This window comes from Chryseobacterium sp. Bi04 (assembly GCF_918698085.1).
In the GTDB taxonomy this organism is placed as follows: Bacteria; Bacteroidota; Bacteroidia; order Flavobacteriales; family Weeksellaceae; genus Chryseobacterium.
Map to the genome: position 1 here is coordinate 94,438 of NZ_CAKKLP010000007.1, position 22,152 is coordinate 116,589.

Genomic DNA, 22,152 nt, shown 5'->3' on the forward strand with positions numbered 1-22,152 from the left:
TTATTTTGAATATTCTAATACAGTTTTTTCAATGATCTTCACACAATCCAGTAATTGCTCTTCTGTAATTACCAATGGTGGAGCAAGTCTGATGATGTTACCATGTGTTGGCTTGGCCAATAGTCCATTTTCTTTTAATTGTAAACAAAGGTTCCATGCCGTAGAACTTTCAGGGCCATCATTAATCAATATGGCATTCAAAAGACCTTTTCCTCTTACCTTTGTAATAAGGTCTGTTTTTTCAATAAGCTTATTGATTTCAGCTCTGAAAAGCTGACCAAGTTCTTCTGCTCTTTCAGATAATTTTTCATCCGCTACTACATCTAATGCTGCTACGGCTACTGCACAGGCGATTGGATTTCCTCCAAATGTGGAACCGTGTTGTCCAGGCTTAATAACATTCATGATCTCATCATTGGCCAAAACAGCTGATACTGGGTACATTCCTCCTGAAAGTGCTTTTCCCAAGATCAAAATATCCGGCTGTACATTTTCATGATGACATGCAATGAGTTTTCCTGTTCTGGCTATACCTGTTTGTACTTCATCTGCAATAAAAAGGACATTATGTTTTTTACATACTTCAGACGCATTTTTAAGGAAATTTTCATCCGGAACATATACCCCGGCTTCTCCCTGAATAGGCTCTACTAAGAATGCTGCAATATTTCCGGCTTCTCTGGTCAGAACTTCTTCTAATGCAGCAACATCGTTGTAAGGAATTTTGATAAACCCTGGTGTAAAAGGACCGTAATTCTGGTTGGCATCCGGATCATTGGAGAAAGAAACAATAGTAGTGGTTCTTCCATGGAAATTATTTTCACAAACAATGATCTTCGCTGCATTTTCTGAAATGCCTTTTACCTCATAGCTCCATTTTCTGGCAAGCTTTACTGCTGTTTCCACAGCTTCAGCCCCAGAGTTCATAGGAAGAACTTTGTCAAACCCAAAAAGGCTGGTGATTTTTTCTTCGTATTCTCCTAATCTGGAGTTGTAGAAAGCTCTTGAAGTAAGAGCCAGTTTTTTAGCCTGTTCTACTAAAGCTTCAACAATTTTAGGATGAGAATGTCCTTGGTTCACAGCAGAATATGCTGAAAGAAAATCATAGTACCTCTTGCCTTCTACATCCCAAACAAAAACGCCTTCTCCACGCTCCAGAACTACTGGAAGAGGATGATAATTGTGGGCTCCATGTTTGTCTTCAAGGTCAATAAAATACTGTGAGTTTTTTGTTTTTTCTGCTGTTGACATATGTTTTGCTTTTTGGCAAATTTAAGCAATATTAATGAGATGAATAAATATTAGGATAATATGCTGCGTGGCAATAATTAAAAGCATATTTTGAGGCTCATTGAGGGGTTTTTAAAGGTTGAATTTATCTTAACATCTTCACGGTTTCTATGAATAGCCAGAATAGATCAGATACTTCAAATATTCCTTATAAACATAAGCAAAAAATTCTCTGGAAATTAGTGTATAGACCGCTTCAAAAAATTAGGTACGAATGCTCGTAAGCATGTGGCTAGAAATTGATGTTTTTTTTACATAAATTACTTTTTCCAAATAAAAAAACTGCCCCCAATAAGAGGCAGTTTTACAATATATTGTTAAAATAATCTTAGTGATTATCATATTTTCTATCCATTACAAAATCTTCCATGAATTTTGTAGTATAGTTTCCTGCAAGATAATCTTCATTATCCATCAGTTGTCTGTGGAAAGGAATTGTAGTTTTTACTCCTTCAATATAGAACTCTTCCAATGCACGTTTCATTTTAGCAATAGCTTCCTCACGGGTTTGAGCCGTAGTGATAAGCTTAGCAATCATAGAGTCATAATTAGATGGAATACTATATCCGGAATAAACGTGAGTATCTACTCTGATTCCGTGTCCGCCAGGGATATTTAATCCTGTGATTTTTCCCGGAGATGGTCTGAAGTCAGCGTATGGATCTTCTGCATTGATTCTGCACTCAATTGAATGTAGCTTTGGATAATAGTTGATTCCTGAAATAGGAGTTCCTGCAGCAAGAAGAATTTGTTCCCTGATCAGGTCATAATCAATTACCTGCTCAGTAATAGGGTGCTCTACCTGGATTCTTGTATTCATTTCCATGAAATAGAAATTTCTGTGCTTGTCTACAAGGAATTCAATAGTTCCCACACCTTCATATCCAATAAATTCTGCAGCTTTTACAGCAGCATCACCCATTTTTTCACGAAGTTCATCTGTCATGAACGGAGAAGGAGTTTCTTCAGTTAATTTCTGATTTCTTCTCTGTACAGAGCAGTCTCTTTCAGAAAGGTGGCAAGCTTTTCCAAACTGGTCACCCGCTACCTGAATTTCAATATGTCTAGGTTCTTCAATCAGCTTTTCCATGTACATACCTCCATTTCCGAACGCAGCCACGGCTTCCTGAATTGCAGACTCCCAGTGATCTTTAAGGTCTTCGGCTTTCCAAACGGCTCTCATCCCTTTTCCACCACCACCAGCTGTTGCTTTGATCATTACCGGATACCCCGTTTCTTCAGCAACTTTTACAGCATGCTCATAAGATTCGATCAAACCGTCAGAACCGGGTACACAAGGTACACCCGCTGCTTTCATGGTAGCTTTAGCATTGGCTTTGTCTCCCATTTTTTCGATTTGCTCAGGAGAGGCACCAATAAATTTGATGCCGTTTTTCTGACAAATTCTTGAAAAGTTAGCATTTTCAGATAAGAATCCGTAACCAGGGTGAATGGCATCAGCGTTGGTAATTTCCGCAGCAGCAATAATATTAGGGATTTTAAGATAGGAGTCTTTACTCATTGCAGGACCAATACAAACCGCTTCGTCAGCAAATCTCACGTGAAGGCTGTCTTTATCAGCAGTAGAGTATACTGCTACAGTTTTGATTCCCATTTCTTTGCATGTACGTAAAATACGCATTGCAATTTCGCCACGATTGGCTATTAATATTTTTTTGAACATCTTCTTCAATTTGAAAATTAGATAATTTGAAAATTAGATAATGTTATTTTAATGTAGAATTTAATCTAACATCTAATGTCTAACATCTAACTCTAAAATTAAGATGGATCTACTAGGAATAAGGGTTGGTCATACTCTACAGGAGTAGCATCGTCAACTAAAATTTTAACGATTTTTCCGCTGATTTCAGAGTCTATCTGGTTGAATAATTTCATGGCTTCAATTACACAAACTACTTTACCGGCAGAAACTTCATCACCTACATTTACAAATACATCTTTATCAGGAGATGGTTTTCTATAGAAAGTTCCGATCATTGGAGATTTGATCGTTACATATTTACTGTCATCAGAAGCAGCCTCAGCTTTTTCAGAAGTTGCAGCAGCTGGAGTTGCAACGGGTGCCGGTGCAGCTACCGCTTGTGGTGCAGTATGGTAAACTGCAGGCTGTGCATATACAGCGTCGCTTCCAGCTAATGGAGTTTTAATAGTGATTTCGAAATCTTTAGTTTTGTATTTTACTTCTGAAACCTCAGCCTTAGATACAAACTTAATAAGATTTTGTATGTCTTTAATGTCCATAAATTTGATATTTGATTTTGGGTCAAAGATACCAAAAAAACGTAAAAAACAATAAAAAACCGCCTGATTTTATTAAAATTGGGCGGTTTTTTGTATTAAAATGAGGTTTTTTGAAAATCCCTCGATTAGTTTTCTTCAGTAGTTGCTACTTCTTTTTCCAATACTACTTTACCTCTGTAGTAAAGTTTTCCTTCATGCCAGTGAGCTCTGTGGTAAAGGTGAAGCTCTCCTGTTGTTGCATCTTTAGCCAATTGAGGAACTACAGCTTTGTAGTGAGTTCTTCTCTTATCTCTTCTTGTGGACGACTGTCTTCTCTTTGGATGTGCCATTTTGTAATAACTTTTTTAATTGATGAGCGATGAGATTCATCATCTCATCATATTTAAATTATTTTATTTAATTTTTATCTTTTAATTTTCTCAATGCTTCCCATCTAGGGTCACTTTTATGTTCTTCCTCTTCAGTTTCCTCAATTTCTTTCGGGCTGAATTGGTCTAATACTTTAAGATCTTCATCACTTACATGAGGTGAAATCTTTTTCATCGGAATGGATAGCATTACATTTTCGTATATCAAATGCGCTACATTGAAAGCATGCTCTCCGGAAGGAATGGTAATAACATCTTCATTGCTATCATCATATTCTTCTCCGAAATTTACCAGGATCTTGATCTCATTTTCAATAGAATAGTCAAAGTCTTCATTTGTAATATCACAAACCAGCTCAACTAATCCATGGATTTTAATCACAAATTCCAAGAACGTAGTGTGCTTATCCAGTAAGACATCCACTGCTATTCTAGGATTTGTAAATTCCTGCTCAGTTTCAAATAATTGAAAGAACGTTTTATCGATCTCAAACCTGAACTCGTGTTTTCCGTTTTTAAGTCCGGAAAAGCTTACGTCATAGTTTCTTAACTTGTCCATAAAATGAGTGTGCAAAAATATGCATTTTTTTTATAATAACAAATAAAATCTAAAACAAATTAATTTAAAACTTATTTTAGGGATTTAAGCTTCAGTTTCATCAGGAAGATCTTCATCTACTCCGTTGTCTGAAACCATTTTTCTTGGCTGAAGGCGGTTGCTCATCAATTCGCTGTATTCATTTCTGTTTTTGAAAACGTTAATAGCAGTGAAAATAGCTTCGGTAAAACTTTGCTCATCAGCAATATTTTTCCCCGCGATATCGTAAGCAACTCCATGATCCGGAGAAGTTCTTATATAAGGAAGTCCTGCGGTATAGTTTACGCCTTCTTCATAAGCTAATGTTTTGAACGGGGCTAATCCCTGATCGTGGTACATTGCTAAAACGGCATCAAAGTTCTTGTATTTACTTGGCTGGAAGAAGCTGTCGGCAGGAAAAGGCCCGAATGCTAATACTCCGTTATCAGAAAGTTCTTTAATAGCAGGAGCAATGATTTCAATTTCCTCATTTCCTATTACACCACCATCTCCAGCATGCGGGTTAAGCCCCAAAACAGCAATTTTAGGTTTTTGAACCTGAAAATCTTCAATCAGGGTTTGATTTAGTACTCTGATTTGTTTTTTTATTTTCTCTTTAGAGATGTTTTCTGCAATCTTGGCAATAGGAATGTGATGTGTAGAAACGGCTACTTTTAAATCTTCAGTTACCAGAAACATCAGTCCCTTTTTGCTGAATTTTTCTTCAAAGTATCCGGTGTGTCCTGTATGTTTGAATCCCATTTTCACCATTTCATCCTTGTTGATAGGAGCGGTTACCAAAACATCAATATCTCCTTTCATCAATGCTTCAGTAGCTGCTTCCAAAGAATCAATGGCCATTTTTGTGGATTCTTCTGTGGGAACTCCTAATTCTACGTTGACATTCTCCTTCGTCAGATTCACCATATTAAGTTTTCCTTCCTGGGCTTGAGAGGCTTCATTAACATAGTTGAAGTTAAGATTAAGCTTGAAAATATTTTTCTGATAAGTGAATAATTTTCCCGAACCAAAAATTACAGGGGTGAAAAAATCCGTAATGGTTTTGTCTTTCAGAGACTTCATAATGATCTCCGGGCCTATGCCGTTGAAATCACCGATTGAAATTCCTACTCGTACTTTATGGTTTTTTGGGCTCATTTTGATTATCTTTGAAGATTATAATTTACAAATTTAGCAAAAAATAATATGTTCACAGGAATTATTGAAGCAGTTGGTGTTATTGAGAAGATTGAAGAAAAAGGAAGCAATATAGATTTTACTTTAACTTGCCCTTTTACAAGCGAACTGAAAATTGATCAGAGCCTGGCCCATAATGGCTGTTGCCTTACTGTGGTTGAGATTAAGGATGATCAATATGTTGTTACCGCTATCAATGAAACTTTAGAAAAAACCAATCTTGGAAAATGGGAGCTGGGAACTGTTGTTAATCTTGAACGCTGCATGAAAATGGACGGAAGATTAGATGGCCATATTGTTCAGGGACATGTAGATAAAACAGGAGAGGTAGTCAATATTGAAAACAAAGATGGCAGTTATTTTATTACCATTCAATATGAAGCGGACGGTAATTTTGTGACCGTACCTCAAGGCTCAATCACGGTAAACGGAATCAGCCTTACGGTTGCAAAAAGTGAAGATTCACAGTTTTCTATAGCTATTATTCCTTATACTTGGGAATTTACAAATATGAACCATTTAAAAATAGGTGATCAGGTAAATTTAGAATTTGACATCATTGGTAAGTATATTGCTAGGTTAATTAAAAAATAGGATGTCAATAAATAAGTATAAAGGATATAGCTTAAGGAACCGGGTGTTTTTCGGTTTCCTGTTGGTATGCTTTTTAAGTGTTGTGGCAACTTCGCTTGTTCCGTATTTTGTTTTAAGGAATAATTCTTTACAACAGAGTAATATTGACATGCAGGAGAAAACCAATGCTGTTATGAGGTATCTGGATTATGCTGTTAGCCGTACTCTTGTGAAAACGGAAGATCTGCCGAATGTTTTAGGAAATAAAATTTTTGAAATAGCAGATATCAACCAGCATGATATTGTTATTTATGATCTGAAAGGAAATTATGTGCTTTCCAATAAAGATGAAAGCCTTGTTGAGCAGAAAACGATTCCTATAGAAATCATCAATAAAATTTTATCTACTGACGCCAGAGTAGATATGACAAGATATGACGCTTCTAAAGATGCCAAGCTTACTTCTTCCTATCTTCTGTTGAAAAATAATGAGCTTGAACCCGTAGGGATAGTTTATATTCCTTTATATCATAATGTATCTGCCTATCTGGATGTTCTCCATCAGTATGTTAAATACATCCTTTTAGTAGATATATTCCTTATCTTATTCAGTATTTGGATTAGCTGGGTGACTTCTAACAGCCTTGCAAAAACAATTACGAAGTTTTCCGATATGATTACGCGTATTACATTGTTTGAAAATGAAATGCGGCCCATCAGATATTATAAAAATGATGAGCTTAATGCATTAGCCAGAGCTTATAACAGAATGATTCTGCAGATTCAGGATCAAAAAGAAAGACTTCGTTTCAAAGCATCGGAAGAAGCTTGGAGAGAAATGGCAAAACAGGTGGCCCATGAGGTGAAAAATCCACTTACTCCTATGAAGCTTACCATCCAGAATTTTGAAAGAAAATTTGATCCGGAGGATCCAAATATAAGAGAGAGAGTAAAACAGATGAGTAAAACGGTGGTAGATCAGATCGACTTAATTGCCACAGTTGCTTCTGCATTCTCAGAATTTGCAAAGCTTCCTGAAAAAAATAATGAGGTGATCAACCTGAATACTGAAGTTGAAGATATATTACGTGTTTTCAATGACGACAGTGTTTTTATGCATGCTAATAAGAGTAATATCATGATCAGTATGGACAGGATTTACCTTTCCAGAATTATCACTAATCTTGTAACCAATGCTAAGCAGGCAGAGAGTGAAGATAGAAAATTAATTATTAATGTTGATGTGGAACAGCATCAGAGAAGAGTTATGATCTCTGTTCAGGATAATGGGATAGGAATTCCCGATAATATGTATGAACGTATTTTCGAACCTAATTTTACTTCTAAAAACAGTGGGATGGGACTTGGCTTATCTATGGTTAGAAAGATGATTGAAGACTACAAAGGGGAAATTTCCGTGAAATCCGAAGTAGGGAAAGGATCAACATTCATTATTACACTGCCTACTAATTTATAGTGAAATCTTTTAAATTTAAACAGTTTGAAATTCAGCAGTCTGAAAACGTCTTTCGTGTAGGAACAGACGGCGTTTTGCTTGGTGTGCTGGCCGATGTTGAGAAGGCTTCAAATGTATTGGAGATCGGGACGGGAACCGGGCTGATTACTTTGATGCTGGCGCAGAGAAATCCTAAAGCTGCTTTTTTAGGACTGGATATTAATGAAGATGCGGTAGCGCTTACAAAAACCAATTTTAAAAATGCTCCATTTCAGATAAGACTCAGGAATATACATCAGGATTTTAAATCTTTCGATACACAAGAATCGGAGATCGGGACGGGAACCGGGCTGATTACTTTGATGCTGGCGCAGAGAAATCCTAAAGCTGCTTTTTTAGGACTGGATATTAATGAAGATGCGGTAGCGCTTACAAAAACCAATTTTAAAAATGCTCCATTTCAGACAAGACTCAGGAATATACATCAGGATTTTAAATCTTTCGATACACAAGAATCATTTGATTTGATTGTTTCCAATCCTCCTTATTTTGAAGAATCAGCATCAGATAAAGATAAGATGGCCCGCCAGACGGTGGAATTGAATTTTAAACAGCTTATTAGCCAGGCAGCCGGGCTTTTATCCGAAACCGGGCTTTTATCTGTGATTATTCCCAGTGAAGCCGGAGAGGTGTTTACTTCGATTGCGAAAGAAAATTCTTTGTTTTTAAGCCGTAGGGTCAATATTACCGGCATTGAAAATTCAAAAGTTAAAAGACTGGTTCTTGAATTCTCATTACAGGAAAAAAATCTTGAAGAATCTGATTTTACTATAGAAAAAAGTCCGAGACAATACTCGGACCAATATCTTGAACTCACCAAAGAGTTTCATGTTTTTAATAGAAGCTAGAAATTAAACTTGGTATTTAAATCCTTTACTTTTAAATTTTTAAAGCTTATTCAAATAGCTCAGCAGTGTCCAGTACGGAAACTTTTCCGTCTTCACATCGGATCGCTTCACCAGGGAAGTTCTGGATCATATGATAATCATGTGTTGCCATTACTACCGCAGCTCCATTTTCAAGGGCTACCTGCTTTAATAGAGTCATAATTTCATTAGATGTTTCCGGATCAAGGTTTCCTGTTGGCTCATCCGCCAGAATAAGGTCTGGGTGATTCAGTAAAGCCCTTGCAATGGCAATACGCTGCTGCTCTCCTCCGGAAAGTTCGTGTGGCATCTTATGCTTTTTGCTTTTCATGTTCACACTGCCCAGTACCTCATTGATACGGTCTTCCATTTTTACTTTATCATTCCATCCTGTAGCTTCAAGGACAAATTTTAAGTTCTTTTCAACAGTTCTGTCTGAAAGTAACTGGAAGTCCTGAAATACAATTCCTAATTTTCTTCTAAGGTTTGGAATGTCAGAAGGTTTTAGCTTTGCCAGCTCAAATCCAACAACAGATCCATGTCCCGATGCTAATGGAATATGACCGTAAAGGGTTTTTAAAAGTGAACTTTTTCCGGAACCTGTTTTCCCGATAAGATAGCAGAATCTACCTTTCTTAATGTTAAGATTTACATCAGTAAGAACAGTAAAGTTTTTTTGTGCAATCTTTGCATGTTGTAAACTTATGATATTGTCTCCGGAGATATTTGTATGTGGCATAATTTAATTTTAAAGGCTATTTTCTAACGAAATTTTTCAACTTTTAAAAATAGAAAAAGAAGTTTATACAACCTAAATTTTAGTAAATTTTAACAACAAAAAATGCCTGAAAAAGATCTTTTCAAGCATGATTTGTATATGATAAGGTAGAAATTATCTCTTAGCGCGTGCTGCACTTACCGTTAAACTCTTTCTGCCTTTAGCTCTTCTCGCAGCCAAAACTCTTCTTCCATTTGGCGTAGACATTCTTTCTCTGAAACCGTGTTTGTTTCTTCTTTTTCTTTCTGATGGCTGGAATGTTCTTTTACTCATTACTATATATTTAAATCGTAATTAATCTATTTATTTTCAGGTTGCAAAGATATAGAAATTTTTATAAGCTACAAATTTTCACTATCTTTTTTTAAAATTATTTTGAAATGTTTTTAATCAGAAACTTACAAATCCCTAATCAGAAACGAAATTCTGTGTGCAAAAATAATATTTAAATGATTTATATAAAAGCTTTATCTTTGAAAACTTTAATTTTAACGAAAATAAACACCACGATGTTTACACCAGCAGAACTTTTAGAAATCAATACATTACTTAAACCTGAAAACAAAATAGTTATTCTTACCCACTATAATCCGGATGGAGATGCTATTGGTTCCAGTCTGGGATTGAAACATTATCTGAAAGCCAAAGGAATTCATGCTGAAGTAATTGTCCCTAATGATTTTCCGAAATTTTTAAAGTGGATGCCGGAATCTAAAAAAGTAATCATTGCTGAATACAAGAAAAAGCTGGCTTCTGATATGATTGCCGGAGCTGACGTGATTTTCTGTCTGGATTTTAATGCCCCATCAAGAATTGGATTGCTGGGAGACTGGCTAATTAATGCGCAGGGAAAAAAAATTCTTATTGATCACCACCAGCAACCTGAAAAATTTGATTATGTATATTCTGATACAATAATTCCAGCTACTTCCCAGATGATCTACCATTTTATTGAAGTGATGGAAGATGAGAAAATGGTGAACCAGGATGTTGCAGAATGTCTTTACACAGGGATTATGACGGATACAGGAGGTTTCCGTTTCCGTTCCACAAGCGCTGCTACCCATAGAATAATAGCTAACCTTATAGAAAAAGGGGCAGACCCTGCTATGATTACTTCCAATACCTGGGATACCAATACCGTTTCCCGTCTTCATCTTCTGGCTTTAATTCTTGGAAGAATAGAAGTGGTGAATGATGGTACGGTAGCTGTTTTAAGCCTTACGAGAAATGAACTTAAAGAATATGGTTTCCAAAAAGGAGATACGGAAGGTTTCGTAAATTATGGACTAAGCATTGCCGGAGTAAAAATGGCTGCATTTTTTATGGAAGATCTTTATGAAAACTTTATTAAGATTTCTTTCAGAAGTAAGGATGATGTAGATGTCAATCAGTTTTCCAGAAAATACTTTAGTGGAGGTGGGCATATTAATGCTGCAGGTGGAAAATCTTACGATTCATTGGCGGGAACTATTGAAAATTTTAAGCAATATATATCGAAAGAAGAATTTTTGAATATAAAATAATTAAATAATAGTTTGTTTTTAATTTGAATTTATTGTACTTTAGGAAAGTAAATCACTAAAAAACAAACCATTATGAAAACAAAATTACTAGCATTCTTGCTTGCATTGCCGCTTTTGGCCCATGCGCAATTTTCTCAAAACTTTGATGCGGGAACTACAGCACCTGCTGGCTGGTCCGTCATTAACGGAGGAGATCTCAACGAATTTATATTTGGCCCGGGAGCTCCCAGAAGTGTGTATTCGTTACCCAATGCTGCGCAAATTAATTATTCAGCGGCTCCTCATGACGACTATTTAGTAACGCCTGCAATTACTGTAACAGCAGGTGTAAATGACAGATTAACTTATTTTGTAAAAAATCAGGATCCGAATTATGTAGAAAGTTATGCCGTTAAGCTATCCACTACAACAGCTACTGCAGCAGCGTTCACAACAGTTCTTACTCCGGTTGCTCCTGCACCCAATAAATGGACTTTCTTCTCTATCGATCTATCGGCTTATATAGGGCAGACAGTGTATGTTGGCTTTCAGGCTACTTCTGCAGACATGTTCAGGTTGTTATTTGACAATATAAACAGCGATACTGCTCCTACTGCAGTTCCTAACTGTAGTACACTGGTATCGCCAAGCAATGGACAGACAGGCGTAAATCCCAATGCTGTAACATTAACATGGGCCGCACCAACTTCCGGAGCTCCCGTAGATAGCTATGAGGTATATCTTGATACCAATCCAAATCCTACTACTTTAGTTCCAAGTAATTATTTATTTGCTGACTTTAATAACTTGTTAGGAAATACCACCTATTATTGGAAAGTGGTGGCAAAAAATGCTGCAGGTGTAGCGGTTGCCTGCCAGATAAATAGTTTTGTAACAGGAGATTCATTTGCTCCTTATTGCTTTGGTAATCTATTATTCACCAGTGGAGTGGAGCCAATTACCTCAGTTAAGTTAAGTGATATGACCAATACTTCTTCAGAGGCACTCACAAGCCCTTCTCATGAAAATTTTGTTAATAAAGTAGCCTCAGTAGAACAGGGAGGAACTTATCCTATTACATTTAAAGGGAATACAGACGGGAATAATGCTACGAAGATTGTAGTATATATAGACTGGAACCAGGATGGGGATTTCCTGGATGCAGGAGAAGTCTATTTCGGTGCTGCAGGCACTGCGGTAACCATAACAAACTCTACAGGTATTGATGCTATAACAGCGACTGGAAATATTGTTGTTCCTGCCACTGCTACATTAGGAAAAACAAGAATGAGAGTGAAAAAAAATTATGCAACGGGAACAACATTCTATTTAAGTCCGTGTTATTCTTCTGGAGCCGGTCTTGCTGCTGTTTCAGGAACTGGTGGTTATGGTCAGGCCGAAGATTACAGTATTATGGTTTTGGCTCCAGGAACACTTGCCGTTAATGAAACTAAGGCTAAATCTGCACTTGCTGTATATCCGAATCCTATGAAAGATATTTTAAATATCACTACAGCTGATAAAAAAATAACAGAAGTAATATTCTATTCTGCTGAAGGCAGATTGGTGAAATCTGTTAAAGGAAATATTGCCACTGTTAATACAAATGATCTGAAATCAGGGGTGTATGTGGTAAAAGTAAAGACATCAGATTCTGAACAGACATTCAAAGTGATTAAAGAATAATAACTTATTCAGTCATATTATAAGCTCTCAATCTGAGAGCTTTTTTTATATCCTTTTTCTTCTAATTCAGTACAGGTATACTCGTAAACCTGCTGAAACATTTCGTCCATGTATTTCTTATTAAAAAGGCTGAACTTTGTCATTTTTGGAGGGTCTAAAAATATATTGCAGTATTTTACTTTAGAATACACGGATTTTGCGATGGCTAAGTGAAGTATACGGTCAAATTCTTTCATCAGACTCATCTTTTTTAATTCATCATAGCTTATTGAATTCACATGGGAGGCAATCAGGAAATCGCATTTATTAACAATAGGTTCAATGGGTAGATTGTCTAAAACACCACCGTCTACATAGATTTTGTCTCCTATTCTTACGGGGGGAAGGATGAAAGGTACGCTTGATGAAGCCAACAGAGGCCCGAAAAGTTCTCCTTCAGAGAAAAAATCAACAATACCGTGGGTCATTTCTGTAGCGGTAACATAAACCGGTATTTTCAAAATATTGAAATTATCTTCAGGAAAATAATCTTTAAAAAGTTTTAAAATAAAATTGGAACTGAAAATTCCATTTTTTGACAGTTTCAGAGAAGACCGGGAAAAAAAAGAAGTCTGTTTGACGATTTCCATCATCTCATCGGGGGTTTTTCCAAAAGAATAGAAAGCCCCTATAATAGAACCGGCACTGGTTCCTGAGATTATTTGTGGTTTCAGATTATATTCTTCAAGTGCTTTCAGAACCGCAATATGTGCAATCCCACGCATTCCTCCGCCTGAAAGAGTAAGGCCGATAACCGGTGGTTTCTTTTTTTTGAACGAGAATAAACCCATTGCGTCAATTATGCATTACTAATATACAGGATTTTTATAAATGATTATGGCTCATCACGGTCAGCATCTATTTTATCTGTAGAAATATGTTTTTCTTTTGTACAACTTAAAAATATGAGGATAGAGTAGATGGCGGATTCCATAGGTTTTTAAAGCACTAATTTTTTAGGAAGATTATGTAAAAGTTCAGTGTTGATGATCTCAGCACAGATGCGTGGTTTTTCCCAATGGCCATTGTGGCCACAGTCTACTATATAAGATTTTATATTGGTTCTGTCCGGGAGATTTTTAATGGTAATATCCGTTTTTACGGCATTGTCATGCTTGCCTGCCAGTACCAGTATTTTAGCTTCCAGGTTTTCCATGATATGTTTTTTGTCAGTTCTCTCTACCATACCTTTTACGCAGGCCAATGCTCCCAAATTGTTTGTGGAAAGAGCTGCCTCAAGAGCAATTTCAATCTTACCCTCAAGGATATCTTTTTCATTAGGATTGAATAAATTGGGAATTCCCGCTCTTACATAATGGGCAAACGCATCCTTAATGATTCTGTAGCTTTTTATACGCTGTAGCTTTTTCTCTTCGTCATCCGGGAAATAGGTGGAGAAGAACAACGTTAAACTTTTTAAAGAATCAGGATATTTCTCGGCAAAAGCCAATGAAGCGTACCCTCCCATAGAATGTCCCAATAGATGTACTTTTTCTAGATTCTGATGATCCAAAACTTTTTTTACCTCCTCTGCCATCAGCTCCATGGTGTGAACTTCACCAAGAATTTCAGATTGTCCGTGGCCGGGCAGATCAATTTTTAAAAGTGAAAAATCTTTAGAAAGATGAGGTTCCATATCGCTCCATATAGAAAGGTTTTCCATAAAACCATGAAGGAGTACTAAAGTTTCTTTTCCGTTTCCTTTTTTTTCAAAATTCAGCATGATATCAAAATTATAAAAGGTTAAAAATAATGCAGAGTCCTTAGGATGCTGCTGCTGATTCAAATGTAAACAAAAAAGAGCATTTTTAAAATGCTCTTTCTCTTTTATTGAACTAAGTCTTTATAAACCTTCGTTTCCCAAGGTTTGATATCTGCAACGCCATAACGTTCCTTTTTTGCAATAGCAAGGTTATCAAGCATATCTACAAAATTTTTATAGTTGGCTTCATCAGTCGGTTTGATAATGACGGTGAAGTTTTCAGGTTTAGGAGCATTTTTGTATGCTTCAGCAATGATTTTTGAAATCTTTATCCCACTGAAATCGGTCTCTTTCAGGTTGCTTGCATTTAAATCTGCCGCATTGCTCTGATGATAAAATACCCGGTTGTCTTTTCCCAGGATGAATGTTACCTGGTTTTTCTGATCCATTACGACAGGTCCTGAAGGAGGATCTCCTTTTGCCGGAAGTCCCAGATCCATCACATTGGGTTTTGTGAAATTGGTAGTGAACATAAAGAAAGTGATCAGTAGAAATCCCAAATCTACCATAGGAGTCATATCAACTCTTATTAATTTCTTTTTTTGCTTGCCGCCTTGTTTTTCTTGTGCGATTACTTCAGCCATAATTAATACTTTAAATGTTAAACGGTATTTGATGAAAACTTTTAAAACCCGATCGTAGTTTGGTTGAATTCATACAAAGTTTATACCTAAATTTCTTAAATGCTATGAATTTGTGAAAATTAATTATTATTTGATATGAAAAAGCCTTGTGATATTTTAATTTCATAAGGCTTTAAGAGTTTTTAACTGTATGGCGTTTATTTTTTTAGGATTAGTTTTTCATTTAAAATGATTTTTCCCTTATTTTCAATTTGAATCATATAAATTCCCGGAATTAGCTGAGAGGTATTTATTATTACTTTGTCTTCATGACAATTTTTAGACAATAGCTTTCTTCCGGATGTATCTGTAATGGTCACAACTGATCCGCCTGGGAGATTACTGATATTAATAAAATCTTTGGCAGGATTAGGAAAGAAAGATATAGGTCTGTTTGTTTTCATCTCCGTAGTAGATAATGTTGTGGTAGGCATAAGTTTTACAATCCAGAAATCTGAAAAACCATCTGAATGATTTCCTGAAACGTCTCCGTCATTAGAGTCTGTATTACCTGCAAGAATAAATCCTCCATCCGCTGTTTCTATTGCTGAATACAGTTGATCTGTAGCACTTCCTCCTAAACTTTTCTCCCATATAATACTGCCTGTTGAATTAAGTTTGGCAACATAAAAATTGTCTGTGAAATCTGTTGAGCTTGTTGTGGTTCCTCCAATAAGATAGCCGTTATCTGATGTTAATTCAACAGATGAAGCCCCATCATAACCGGTTCCGCCAAGAAACTGTTTCCATTGAATATCTCCGGTATTGTTAAGTTTAAAAATCCAAATATTGGGTGAATTACTATTTCCTGTAGCATCTCCGTCTGTAGAATTACTGTTTCCTGCTACAATATAGCCTCCGTCCATGGTTTGCTTTATTGCAGTAGCGTAATCATCATGACTGCCGCCTATCTTTTTTTGCCATTGCAGATCTCCGGACGAATTTAACTTGATAATCAGACAGTCGCTATAAGAAATGCCTCCAATTGTGCTGTTTGTACTGCCGGCTACGATATAGCCTCCCTCTGCAGTTTGCTGGATAGAGTAGGCGTAGTCTTTACTATTGCTACCATACGACTTTTGCCACTGCAGATTTCCAGCTTGATCCAGTTTGACGATCCAGAAATCTTCTTCTCCATATGCAACGGTAACATCTCCGTTTGAAGAATTGGTATAGCCTGCAATGACATAGCCGTTATCAGTAGTTTGTTGAATGGAATAAGCTTGTTCAACAATACCTCCTCCGAAAGTTTTTTCCCACTGAATATTTCCCGATGAATCAAGCTTTACAATCCAATAATCAAAACTCCCATGGCTTCCTGTAACATCTCCATCTGATGAAGCAGCTGTTCCTGCGATAATATAGCCGCCATCATTTGTCTGTTGGATGGAGTTTGCTTCTTCAATACTGTTGCCTCCCAATGATTTTTGCCATTGTATATCTCCCGAACTGTTCAGTTTTACAATCCAATAATCAGTCATATAAGGTTGGCCACCGGAGTGATTTCCTGTGACATCTCCATCGGTAGAACTTGAATGTCCTGCAACAATATAGCCTCCATCGGTAGTATGTTTAATTGACTTTGCCCATTCTAGATTGCTTCCTCCAAGTGATTTTTGCCACTGGATATTGGGTGCTTGGGCATACATTGAAATAGAGCAGCCTAAGACTGCCAGCATGTAAAATAACTTTTTCATTTGCGTTTAATTTAGAATTGTTTTCTAAATATATTGAAAAAGATTTTACTTAATGAAACGACTTAGTAAGTGTTGATTTATTTCTAATAAGTGTAAAAAAAGCCTTACCAATGAATTGATAAGGCTTTAGTGTATTTTGAAATAAAATCTATTTATTTTTCTTGAAGAAATCTACTCCGCATTCTAAGAATTTTTTGAAATCCTCTTTTGGCATATATCCGGAAACAGGGGTATTGATCACTTTTCCGTCAGGAGTTATTAAAACATAGTGAGGCTGAGAGTTATTATTAAAGTTAACCTGTTGGAATAAGCTCCATCTGTCACCAATTGTTTTTACTTTTTTAATCTGTCCTTCCCCAAGGTCTATTTTAGTTTTTTGATCTTCAGGAAGCTCTTCTTTATCATCTACATATAAAGAAGCTAATACCACGTCATTTTGTAGTATTGGTAAAATATCCGGTTCACTCCAGACAAATTCTTCCATTTTTCTACAGTTTTCACAACCGTATCCCGTAAAGTCAATTAAGATGGGTTTGTTTTCCTTTTTGGCAAGCTCAATAGCTTTGAAAAAATCATGCTCAGGATGCATTCCTAAAATTCCGTCTTTTTCATCGTGGAAATAGCTAACGTTCAGTGGAGGTAAAATACCACTTAACAATTGAAGTTTCGGACGTTCAGAAGGAATTAATCCCTGGATCAGATAAATGACAAATCCAAAACCTAATACTCCAAGAATCTTTCTGGTGATCGAGATCTTTGGTTTTTTATCATCATGCGGGAACTTGATCAGCCCAAATAAATATAAAGCAAGCCCAAGAGCAACAATAATCCAGATGGCGATGAAAAGTTCTCTTTTCAGGAAGAAAGTTTTGGAAACCAAATCTGCCTTGGATAAGAATTTTAATGCTAATGCCAATTCTACGAATCCTAACACAACTTTCACAGTATTCATCCATCCTCCGGATTTTGGAAGACTTTGCAACGCTTGTGGGAATAAAGCCAATAGCCCGAAAACAATCGCCCACGCCAGCCCAAATCCTGCTAGTGCAAAAGTCAGCAGCATAGGAACATTGGAAGATCCTGTTACCGCACTTCCCAGTAAACTTCCTAAAATAGGTCCTGTACAAGAGAATGAAACAATAACCAGCGTAAGTGCCATAAAGAAGATTCCGATGATCCCTCCGGCTTCTTCTGCTTTCGAAGATTTATTGGCAATGGAACTAGGTAGTGTAATATCATAATACCCGAAGAAACTTCCGGCAAAGAAAATAAAGATGATAAAGAAGGCAATATTCAGCCATACACTTGTAGAAATTTCATTGAAGATATTTCCGGCAATTCCGTCAATAATATGGAAAGGGATACTTAATAAGACAAAAATAAGAAGAATGAAAAATCCGTAGATAACGGCATCTCTTTTTCCTTTTGCTTTATCTTTATTTCCTTTGGTAAAGAATGAAACCGTTAAAGGAATCATAGGGAAAACACAAGGTGTTAGCAAGGCAATTAAACCTCCGATAAATCCTAAGAACAGGTATGTCCAGTAGTTTTCTTCTACCTGTGTAGATGCTGTCCCACAATCTGTCAGTGGATTTTTAAAATCCAATGTTTCAATTTTTAGCTGTTTAGGATCTAATTTTGAAACTTCAGAAACGGTAACTTCTTGTTTTGGAGGATTTTCGGTAATTTTTTCAACTGTTTTCACCGAGTCTTTTACAGCTGCAGGTGTTTCTTCAACAGCCTCTTCAGTGGCTCCTTTCGGAGTTAGTTTTTGATTGAATTCTAAAGTATTGGGAGCTAAACAAACCCTGTCGTCACAAGTCTGATACGTAATCTCAGAAGTAACATCGGCTGGTTTTGCAGGATCTTTTAATTTGAATTTTTGTTTGAACCCGGCTGAATTGGAGTAAAAAACAATAGTTCCTCCAAAAGCCTCGGAAAATTCTTCATGCTTTTTACCCACCTCGGAAAATTTTCCGATCAGTTCAATATTTTTTCCTGAAACTTTATACTCAGTAGGAATTCCGGTGTCTTCCGGTAAATCTTTTGAGTAGATATGCCAGCCTTTTTCCATGGTGGCATTTAAAACCGCTTCATACTGGTTATTCCCCAGATCATTGATGGTGAATTTAAACTTTACAGGATTTTTTATCTGCGCATTAATTCCCGTCGCTAAAAATAGTAGAATTAATAAAAACCAATTTCTAAATTTCATTTTTCGTTTCATTAAAAATTTTGAGACTCCATTTTGTTTTCTCATCCTTAGTATATTTTCTGTCCTGTCTGAAAGGAAGTATTCCAAGTACGGAATTATTGCTGTCAGCCAGTATCCAAATTTTTTGCCTCGCTAAAATAGATAATTTTTCGTCCCTAAAAAATTTAGAAACTTTCTTTTTTCCTGAAAAACCAATAGGGTAAAACTCGTCACCATCCTGTTGCTTTCTCAGGCGCAGTGGAAACTGAAGTTTTTCAGCATCAAAATCCCATTCAAAACCCTTATTGATTCCATCAATGTCTTCAATAGTATTTTTAAGGTTAATATTGATTTGTTTTTCAGAAAAATTAAAATGATCAATCAGGATAACTTCCTCTGTAGACTTCTGTTCTTTATTCCGGTCAATAAATATCAATTCGTCACGGTTGATGACCAGTTGGTATTCTTTTGAAAAAAAAGAACTGTTGTTTTCAGCTGTGAAAATTTTAGGGATTTCTTCTTCCTGAGTAAATCCATATTTCTTTAAAATTTCAAACTTTACGAAATCGCTTTCCTGATCCAGCTTTTCCTTTGATAAGATTTTATAGTCTTGGTTAAATAAGGAAAGCTTATTTTCTATTTCTTCAACCTGTTTCTGGACAAAATCTTTAGTTTGATTCAGATAAGAAGAACTCTTTTTGAAATTTTCAAGAAAATGATCATTGGTTTCCAATAGTTTTGGAACGATTTCGTTTCTGATTTTATTTCTTAAATAATCACTTTTTTTATTGGAGAGATCCTCACGGAATTCGATATGGTTTTCCTCGGCAAACTGGTAAATTTCTTTTTTGGAAAAATTTAAAAGTGGTCGGATTATATTATTGTCATGAGAAGGAATGCCGCTCAGTCCATTAATGCCAGATGCTTTGGAAAGATTAATGATAAAAGTTTCCAGCTGATCATTAAGATGATGTGCGGTAACAAGAAATTCCAGCTTCTCCTGATTCCTGATTTCTTTAAAAAATTGATAACGGAGTTCTCTTGCCCAAAGCTGAATAGAGTGGTCCGGTTTTTTATCTTTTTCAGAAACTTCATACAGATGAAACTTTATATGATTTTTCTCACAAAAATCCTGAACAACTTTCTGATCAAGATCTGAATCTTCACCACGAAGTTTATAATTGATATGAGCGATCTGTATTTCACAGTTTTTATCTTGCCCATTGTCCTGTAAATCCTGAAATAATGAGGCCAGAACCATAGAGTCTGCTCCTCCACTCACCGCCAGAAGATAGGAGTGTTTTTCAGGGTGGTCAACAAGGTTTTCCAATTGATTTTTAAAGCTCGTTTTTTTCAACATATACGTTGAGAATTTCTTTTATGCAAAGATAACCGATATAATTCAATTGAATTTTCCTAACTTTGATTGGTCTAAAAATGATTATTTATGAAGATTTTAAAAATTTTAGCAGTTTCTGCAATGGCGCTGGGTATGACATCTTGTGTAAGCAAGAAACAATACGATGCCCTGAGCACAAACTATAAGCAGTGTATTGAAAATATCGGAGAAAGACAAAGAGAAATTCAGGATCTGAAATCTCAGAATTCTGCATTAGCAGGGGAGAACAGCTTACTGAAAAGCCAGCATGATGCGTTGAAATCATCTCTGGATGCATGTCTTTCAAATACAGGAAAAAGCTCTGCTAACATCGATAAATTGGTAAGTGAAATCAACTCTTCAAACTCATACATCAAGCAATTGATTTCAAACAATGCTAAAAATGACAGCTTGAATCTGGCATTGTCTAATAAGCTGAAGAGATCTTTAGATAACGTTTCTGATGAAGATGTACAGGTGAAGGTACTGAAAGGGGTAGTAATGATCTCGCTTTCAGATAAAATGTTATACAAAACAGGAGATTACAATATCTTACCTGCTGCTCAGGAAGTCTTAGGTAAAGTAGCGAAAGTAATCAATGATTATGATAAATATTCTGTACTGATAGAAGGTAACACAGATAATGCTCCATTAAATTCTACAAACCTGCCTAGAGATAACTGGGATCTTTCTGCATTAAGAGGAACTTCTGTTGCTAAAGTTCTTCAGACTCAGTTTGGAGTAGATCCTGCGAGAATGACAGCAGGAGGGCGTTCTGAATACAACCCTAAAGCTACAAACATGAGTGTTTCCGGTAGAGGGGAAAACAGAAGAACTGAAATCATCATTATGCCTAAGCTTGATGAATTTATGAAACTGATGGATATCGCTCCAAAGAAATAATTAAAACAATTATAATAAAAACAATAAATCCCGAAGAAATTCGGGATTTATTGTTTTTATGAAATAAGTTCATCTTTTTCAAAAGATGGATCTAAGGTTAATCAATAGATGTAATTATTTATAGCAAGCGTAATCTACATCTCTTTCTCTCAACTGCTTTATCATATACCCCACATAAAAAATCCCGAAGAGGCTCGGGATATTTTTTTTAATCAAATTAATTCTTCCTTTTTAAGAAGAGAAATAATTCTTTGCAAAAATGAATTGGATATTTCGGTCTTCGTTTTTTTTGAAGAAGAGCGTGTATTACCTTTCAGTAATACAGATTTTTGATTCTCACGGTTAGTTTGTTTCTCTTCTGCAATCATTTTTCGTAGTGTTTTTACCCTTTATCCTACACGCAAAATTATAACTATTGTGGTAGCGAAAACATCCGTATTTTCACGGTATTTTGTATGGGGTTTTCCCCGGCCGATTAATCAAATATATAGGCTTTTTTATAGATGAATTCCGGAAAAACAGAACTAACATGAAAAATGTATGCTCAATGCGTTTTTACGTAAAAAATCAATAAAAACACATGTGATTTATGTTTTTAATTATGTGATATCATGATATTTATTTAAAATAATACGTATATTTAAATCTCCATAAAAGGAAATAAATATAGAGGTATCCGAAAATCTTAAAGAGTAGGAAAATAATACTAAACAAAATAGATATGAAAAATTCAAAAAAACTTTCAAGAAGAGAAATGAAAACTGTACAAGGAGCTATTAATGGGTGTAATCCACAGATATTTTGTTCCAGTCCACAGACAAAGTGTTGCCCAGGATGGGTCTGTGCAGGTATAAGACAATATTGTATAGCCATATAATGATTTTTTACATAAAAATTAGATATGTCTAAAAAGAGAGGAATTAATTCCTCTCTTT

At 35.9% G+C, this 22,152-nt stretch carries 20 protein-coding genes; 6 read left to right on the top strand and 14 right to left on the bottom strand.

Going from position 1 to position 22,152, the window contains the following annotated elements; genetic code table 11:
* The 6 genes from rocD to pdxA form a co-directional block, all read right to left on the bottom strand.
* Positions 1-1,251, bottom strand: a complete 1,251-nt coding sequence (gene rocD, locus LQV47_RS12765) for an ornithine--oxo-acid transaminase (protein WP_230037439.1) — start codon at positions 1,249-1,251, stop codon at positions 1-3.
* 367 nt (positions 1,252-1,618) lie between these two features.
* Entirely contained in the window at positions 1,619-2,974 is a 1,356-nt protein-coding gene (gene accC / locus LQV47_RS12770) for an acetyl-CoA carboxylase biotin carboxylase subunit (RefSeq protein ID WP_230037441.1), read from the bottom strand.
* A gap of 98 nt (positions 2,975-3,072) precedes the next feature.
* Positions 3,073-3,555 (bottom strand): acetyl-CoA carboxylase biotin carboxyl carrier protein, encoded by a 483-nt coding sequence (gene accB, locus LQV47_RS12775; protein ID WP_230037443.1) that lies wholly within the window; start codon positions 3,553-3,555, stop codon positions 3,073-3,075.
* Positions 3,556-3,680: 125 nt separating this feature from the next.
* On the bottom strand, positions 3,681-3,884 hold the full coding sequence (rpmF, locus tag LQV47_RS12780) for a 50S ribosomal protein L32 (protein ID WP_007843326.1): 204 nt from the start codon (positions 3,882-3,884) through the stop codon (positions 3,681-3,683).
* Positions 3,885-3,951: 67 nt separating this feature from the next.
* A complete protein-coding gene (locus tag LQV47_RS12785; protein WP_230037445.1) occupies positions 3,952-4,482 on the bottom strand; it encodes a DUF177 domain-containing protein in 531 nt (176 codons plus the stop codon).
* Positions 4,483-4,566: 84 nt separating this feature from the next.
* Positions 4,567-5,658, bottom strand: coding sequence for a 4-hydroxythreonine-4-phosphate dehydrogenase PdxA (pdxA, locus tag LQV47_RS12790; protein ID WP_230037447.1), 1,092 nt, complete (start codon positions 5,656-5,658; stop codon positions 4,567-4,569).
* A 48-nt stretch (positions 5,659-5,706) separates the two neighbouring features.
* On the opposite strand from pdxA, the gene LQV47_RS12795 reads away from it, so the two are divergent.
* The 3 genes from LQV47_RS12795 to LQV47_RS12805 are packed head-to-tail and all read left to right on the top strand — an operon-like array spanning position 5,707 to position 8,634.
* Positions 5,707-6,291, top strand: coding sequence for a riboflavin synthase (locus tag LQV47_RS12795; RefSeq protein WP_230037449.1), 585 nt, complete (start codon positions 5,707-5,709; stop codon positions 6,289-6,291).
* Between the two features lies 1 nt (position 6,292).
* The gene (locus LQV47_RS12800; protein WP_230037450.1) at positions 6,293-7,747 is read left to right on the top strand and encodes a HAMP domain-containing sensor histidine kinase; all 1,455 of its coding nucleotides are present in this window, start codon (positions 6,293-6,295) and stop codon (positions 7,745-7,747) included.
* Positions 7,747-8,634 carry a methyltransferase gene (locus LQV47_RS12805; RefSeq protein ID WP_230037452.1) on the top strand — a complete coding sequence of 296 codons (888 nt, stop codon included), beginning with the start codon at positions 7,747-7,749 and terminating at the stop codon, positions 8,632-8,634. The genes LQV47_RS12800 and LQV47_RS12805 overlap by 1 nt, the downstream gene beginning before the upstream one ends.
* Before the next feature lie 46 nt (positions 8,635-8,680).
* On the opposite strand, the gene LQV47_RS12810 is transcribed toward LQV47_RS12805, so the two are convergent.
* Positions 8,681-9,391: an ATP-binding cassette domain-containing protein gene (locus LQV47_RS12810; protein ID WP_047488760.1), complete on the bottom strand. Its 711-nt coding sequence runs from the start codon at positions 9,389-9,391 to the stop codon at positions 8,681-8,683.
* A gap of 153 nt (positions 9,392-9,544) precedes the next feature.
* On the bottom strand, positions 9,545-9,703 hold the full coding sequence (gene rpmH / locus LQV47_RS12815) for a 50S ribosomal protein L34 (RefSeq protein WP_039365072.1): 159 nt from the start codon (positions 9,701-9,703) through the stop codon (positions 9,545-9,547).
* Positions 9,704-9,939: 236 nt separating this feature from the next.
* Here rpmH and LQV47_RS12820 point away from each other — a divergent pair, with 236 nt between their 5' ends.
* Together LQV47_RS12820 and LQV47_RS12825 are read left to right on the top strand one after the other, a co-directional pair.
* On the top strand, positions 9,940-10,956 hold the full coding sequence (locus LQV47_RS12820; protein ID WP_230037629.1) for a bifunctional oligoribonuclease/PAP phosphatase NrnA: 1,017 nt from the start codon (positions 9,940-9,942) through the stop codon (positions 10,954-10,956).
* A gap of 72 nt (positions 10,957-11,028) precedes the next feature.
* On the top strand, positions 11,029-12,621 hold the full coding sequence (locus LQV47_RS12825; RefSeq protein WP_230037454.1) for a choice-of-anchor J domain-containing protein: 1,593 nt from the start codon (positions 11,029-11,031) through the stop codon (positions 12,619-12,621).
* A gap of 17 nt (positions 12,622-12,638) precedes the next feature.
* Here the strand turns inward: LQV47_RS12825 and LQV47_RS12830 are convergent, their stop codons facing one another.
* The 6 genes from LQV47_RS12830 to tilS all read right to left on the bottom strand — a co-directional run bounded on the left by LQV47_RS12830 (position 12,639) and on the right by tilS (position 20,296).
* On the bottom strand, positions 12,639-13,451 hold the full coding sequence (locus LQV47_RS12830) for a patatin-like phospholipase family protein (protein WP_230037456.1): 813 nt from the start codon (positions 13,449-13,451) through the stop codon (positions 12,639-12,641).
* A gap of 149 nt (positions 13,452-13,600) precedes the next feature.
* Entirely contained in the window at positions 13,601-14,383 is a 783-nt protein-coding gene (locus LQV47_RS12835) for an alpha/beta hydrolase (RefSeq protein ID WP_230037458.1), read from the bottom strand.
* Positions 14,384-14,487: 104 nt separating this feature from the next.
* On the bottom strand, positions 14,488-15,006 hold the full coding sequence (locus LQV47_RS12840; RefSeq protein ID WP_230037460.1) for a biopolymer transporter ExbD: 519 nt from the start codon (positions 15,004-15,006) through the stop codon (positions 14,488-14,490).
* A 197-nt stretch (positions 15,007-15,203) separates the two neighbouring features.
* The gene (locus LQV47_RS12845) at positions 15,204-16,742 is read right to left on the bottom strand and encodes a T9SS type A sorting domain-containing protein (protein WP_230037462.1); all 1,539 of its coding nucleotides are present in this window, start codon (positions 16,740-16,742) and stop codon (positions 15,204-15,206) included.
* A gap of 148 nt (positions 16,743-16,890) precedes the next feature.
* Entirely contained in the window at positions 16,891-18,957 is a 2,067-nt protein-coding gene (locus LQV47_RS12850; protein ID WP_230037464.1) for a thioredoxin family protein, read from the bottom strand.
* Positions 18,947-20,296: a tRNA lysidine(34) synthetase TilS gene (gene tilS, locus LQV47_RS12855; RefSeq protein WP_230037466.1), complete on the bottom strand. Its 1,350-nt coding sequence runs from the start codon at positions 20,294-20,296 to the stop codon at positions 18,947-18,949. The genes LQV47_RS12850 and tilS overlap by 11 nt, the downstream gene beginning before the upstream one ends.
* Before the next feature lie 87 nt (positions 20,297-20,383).
* Between tilS and LQV47_RS12860 the strand changes: the two genes are divergently transcribed.
* Positions 20,384-21,217, top strand: a complete 834-nt coding sequence (locus LQV47_RS12860; protein ID WP_230037468.1) for an OmpA family protein — start codon at positions 20,384-20,386, stop codon at positions 21,215-21,217.
* The last annotated feature ends 935 nt before the right edge of the window (positions 21,218-22,152 follow it).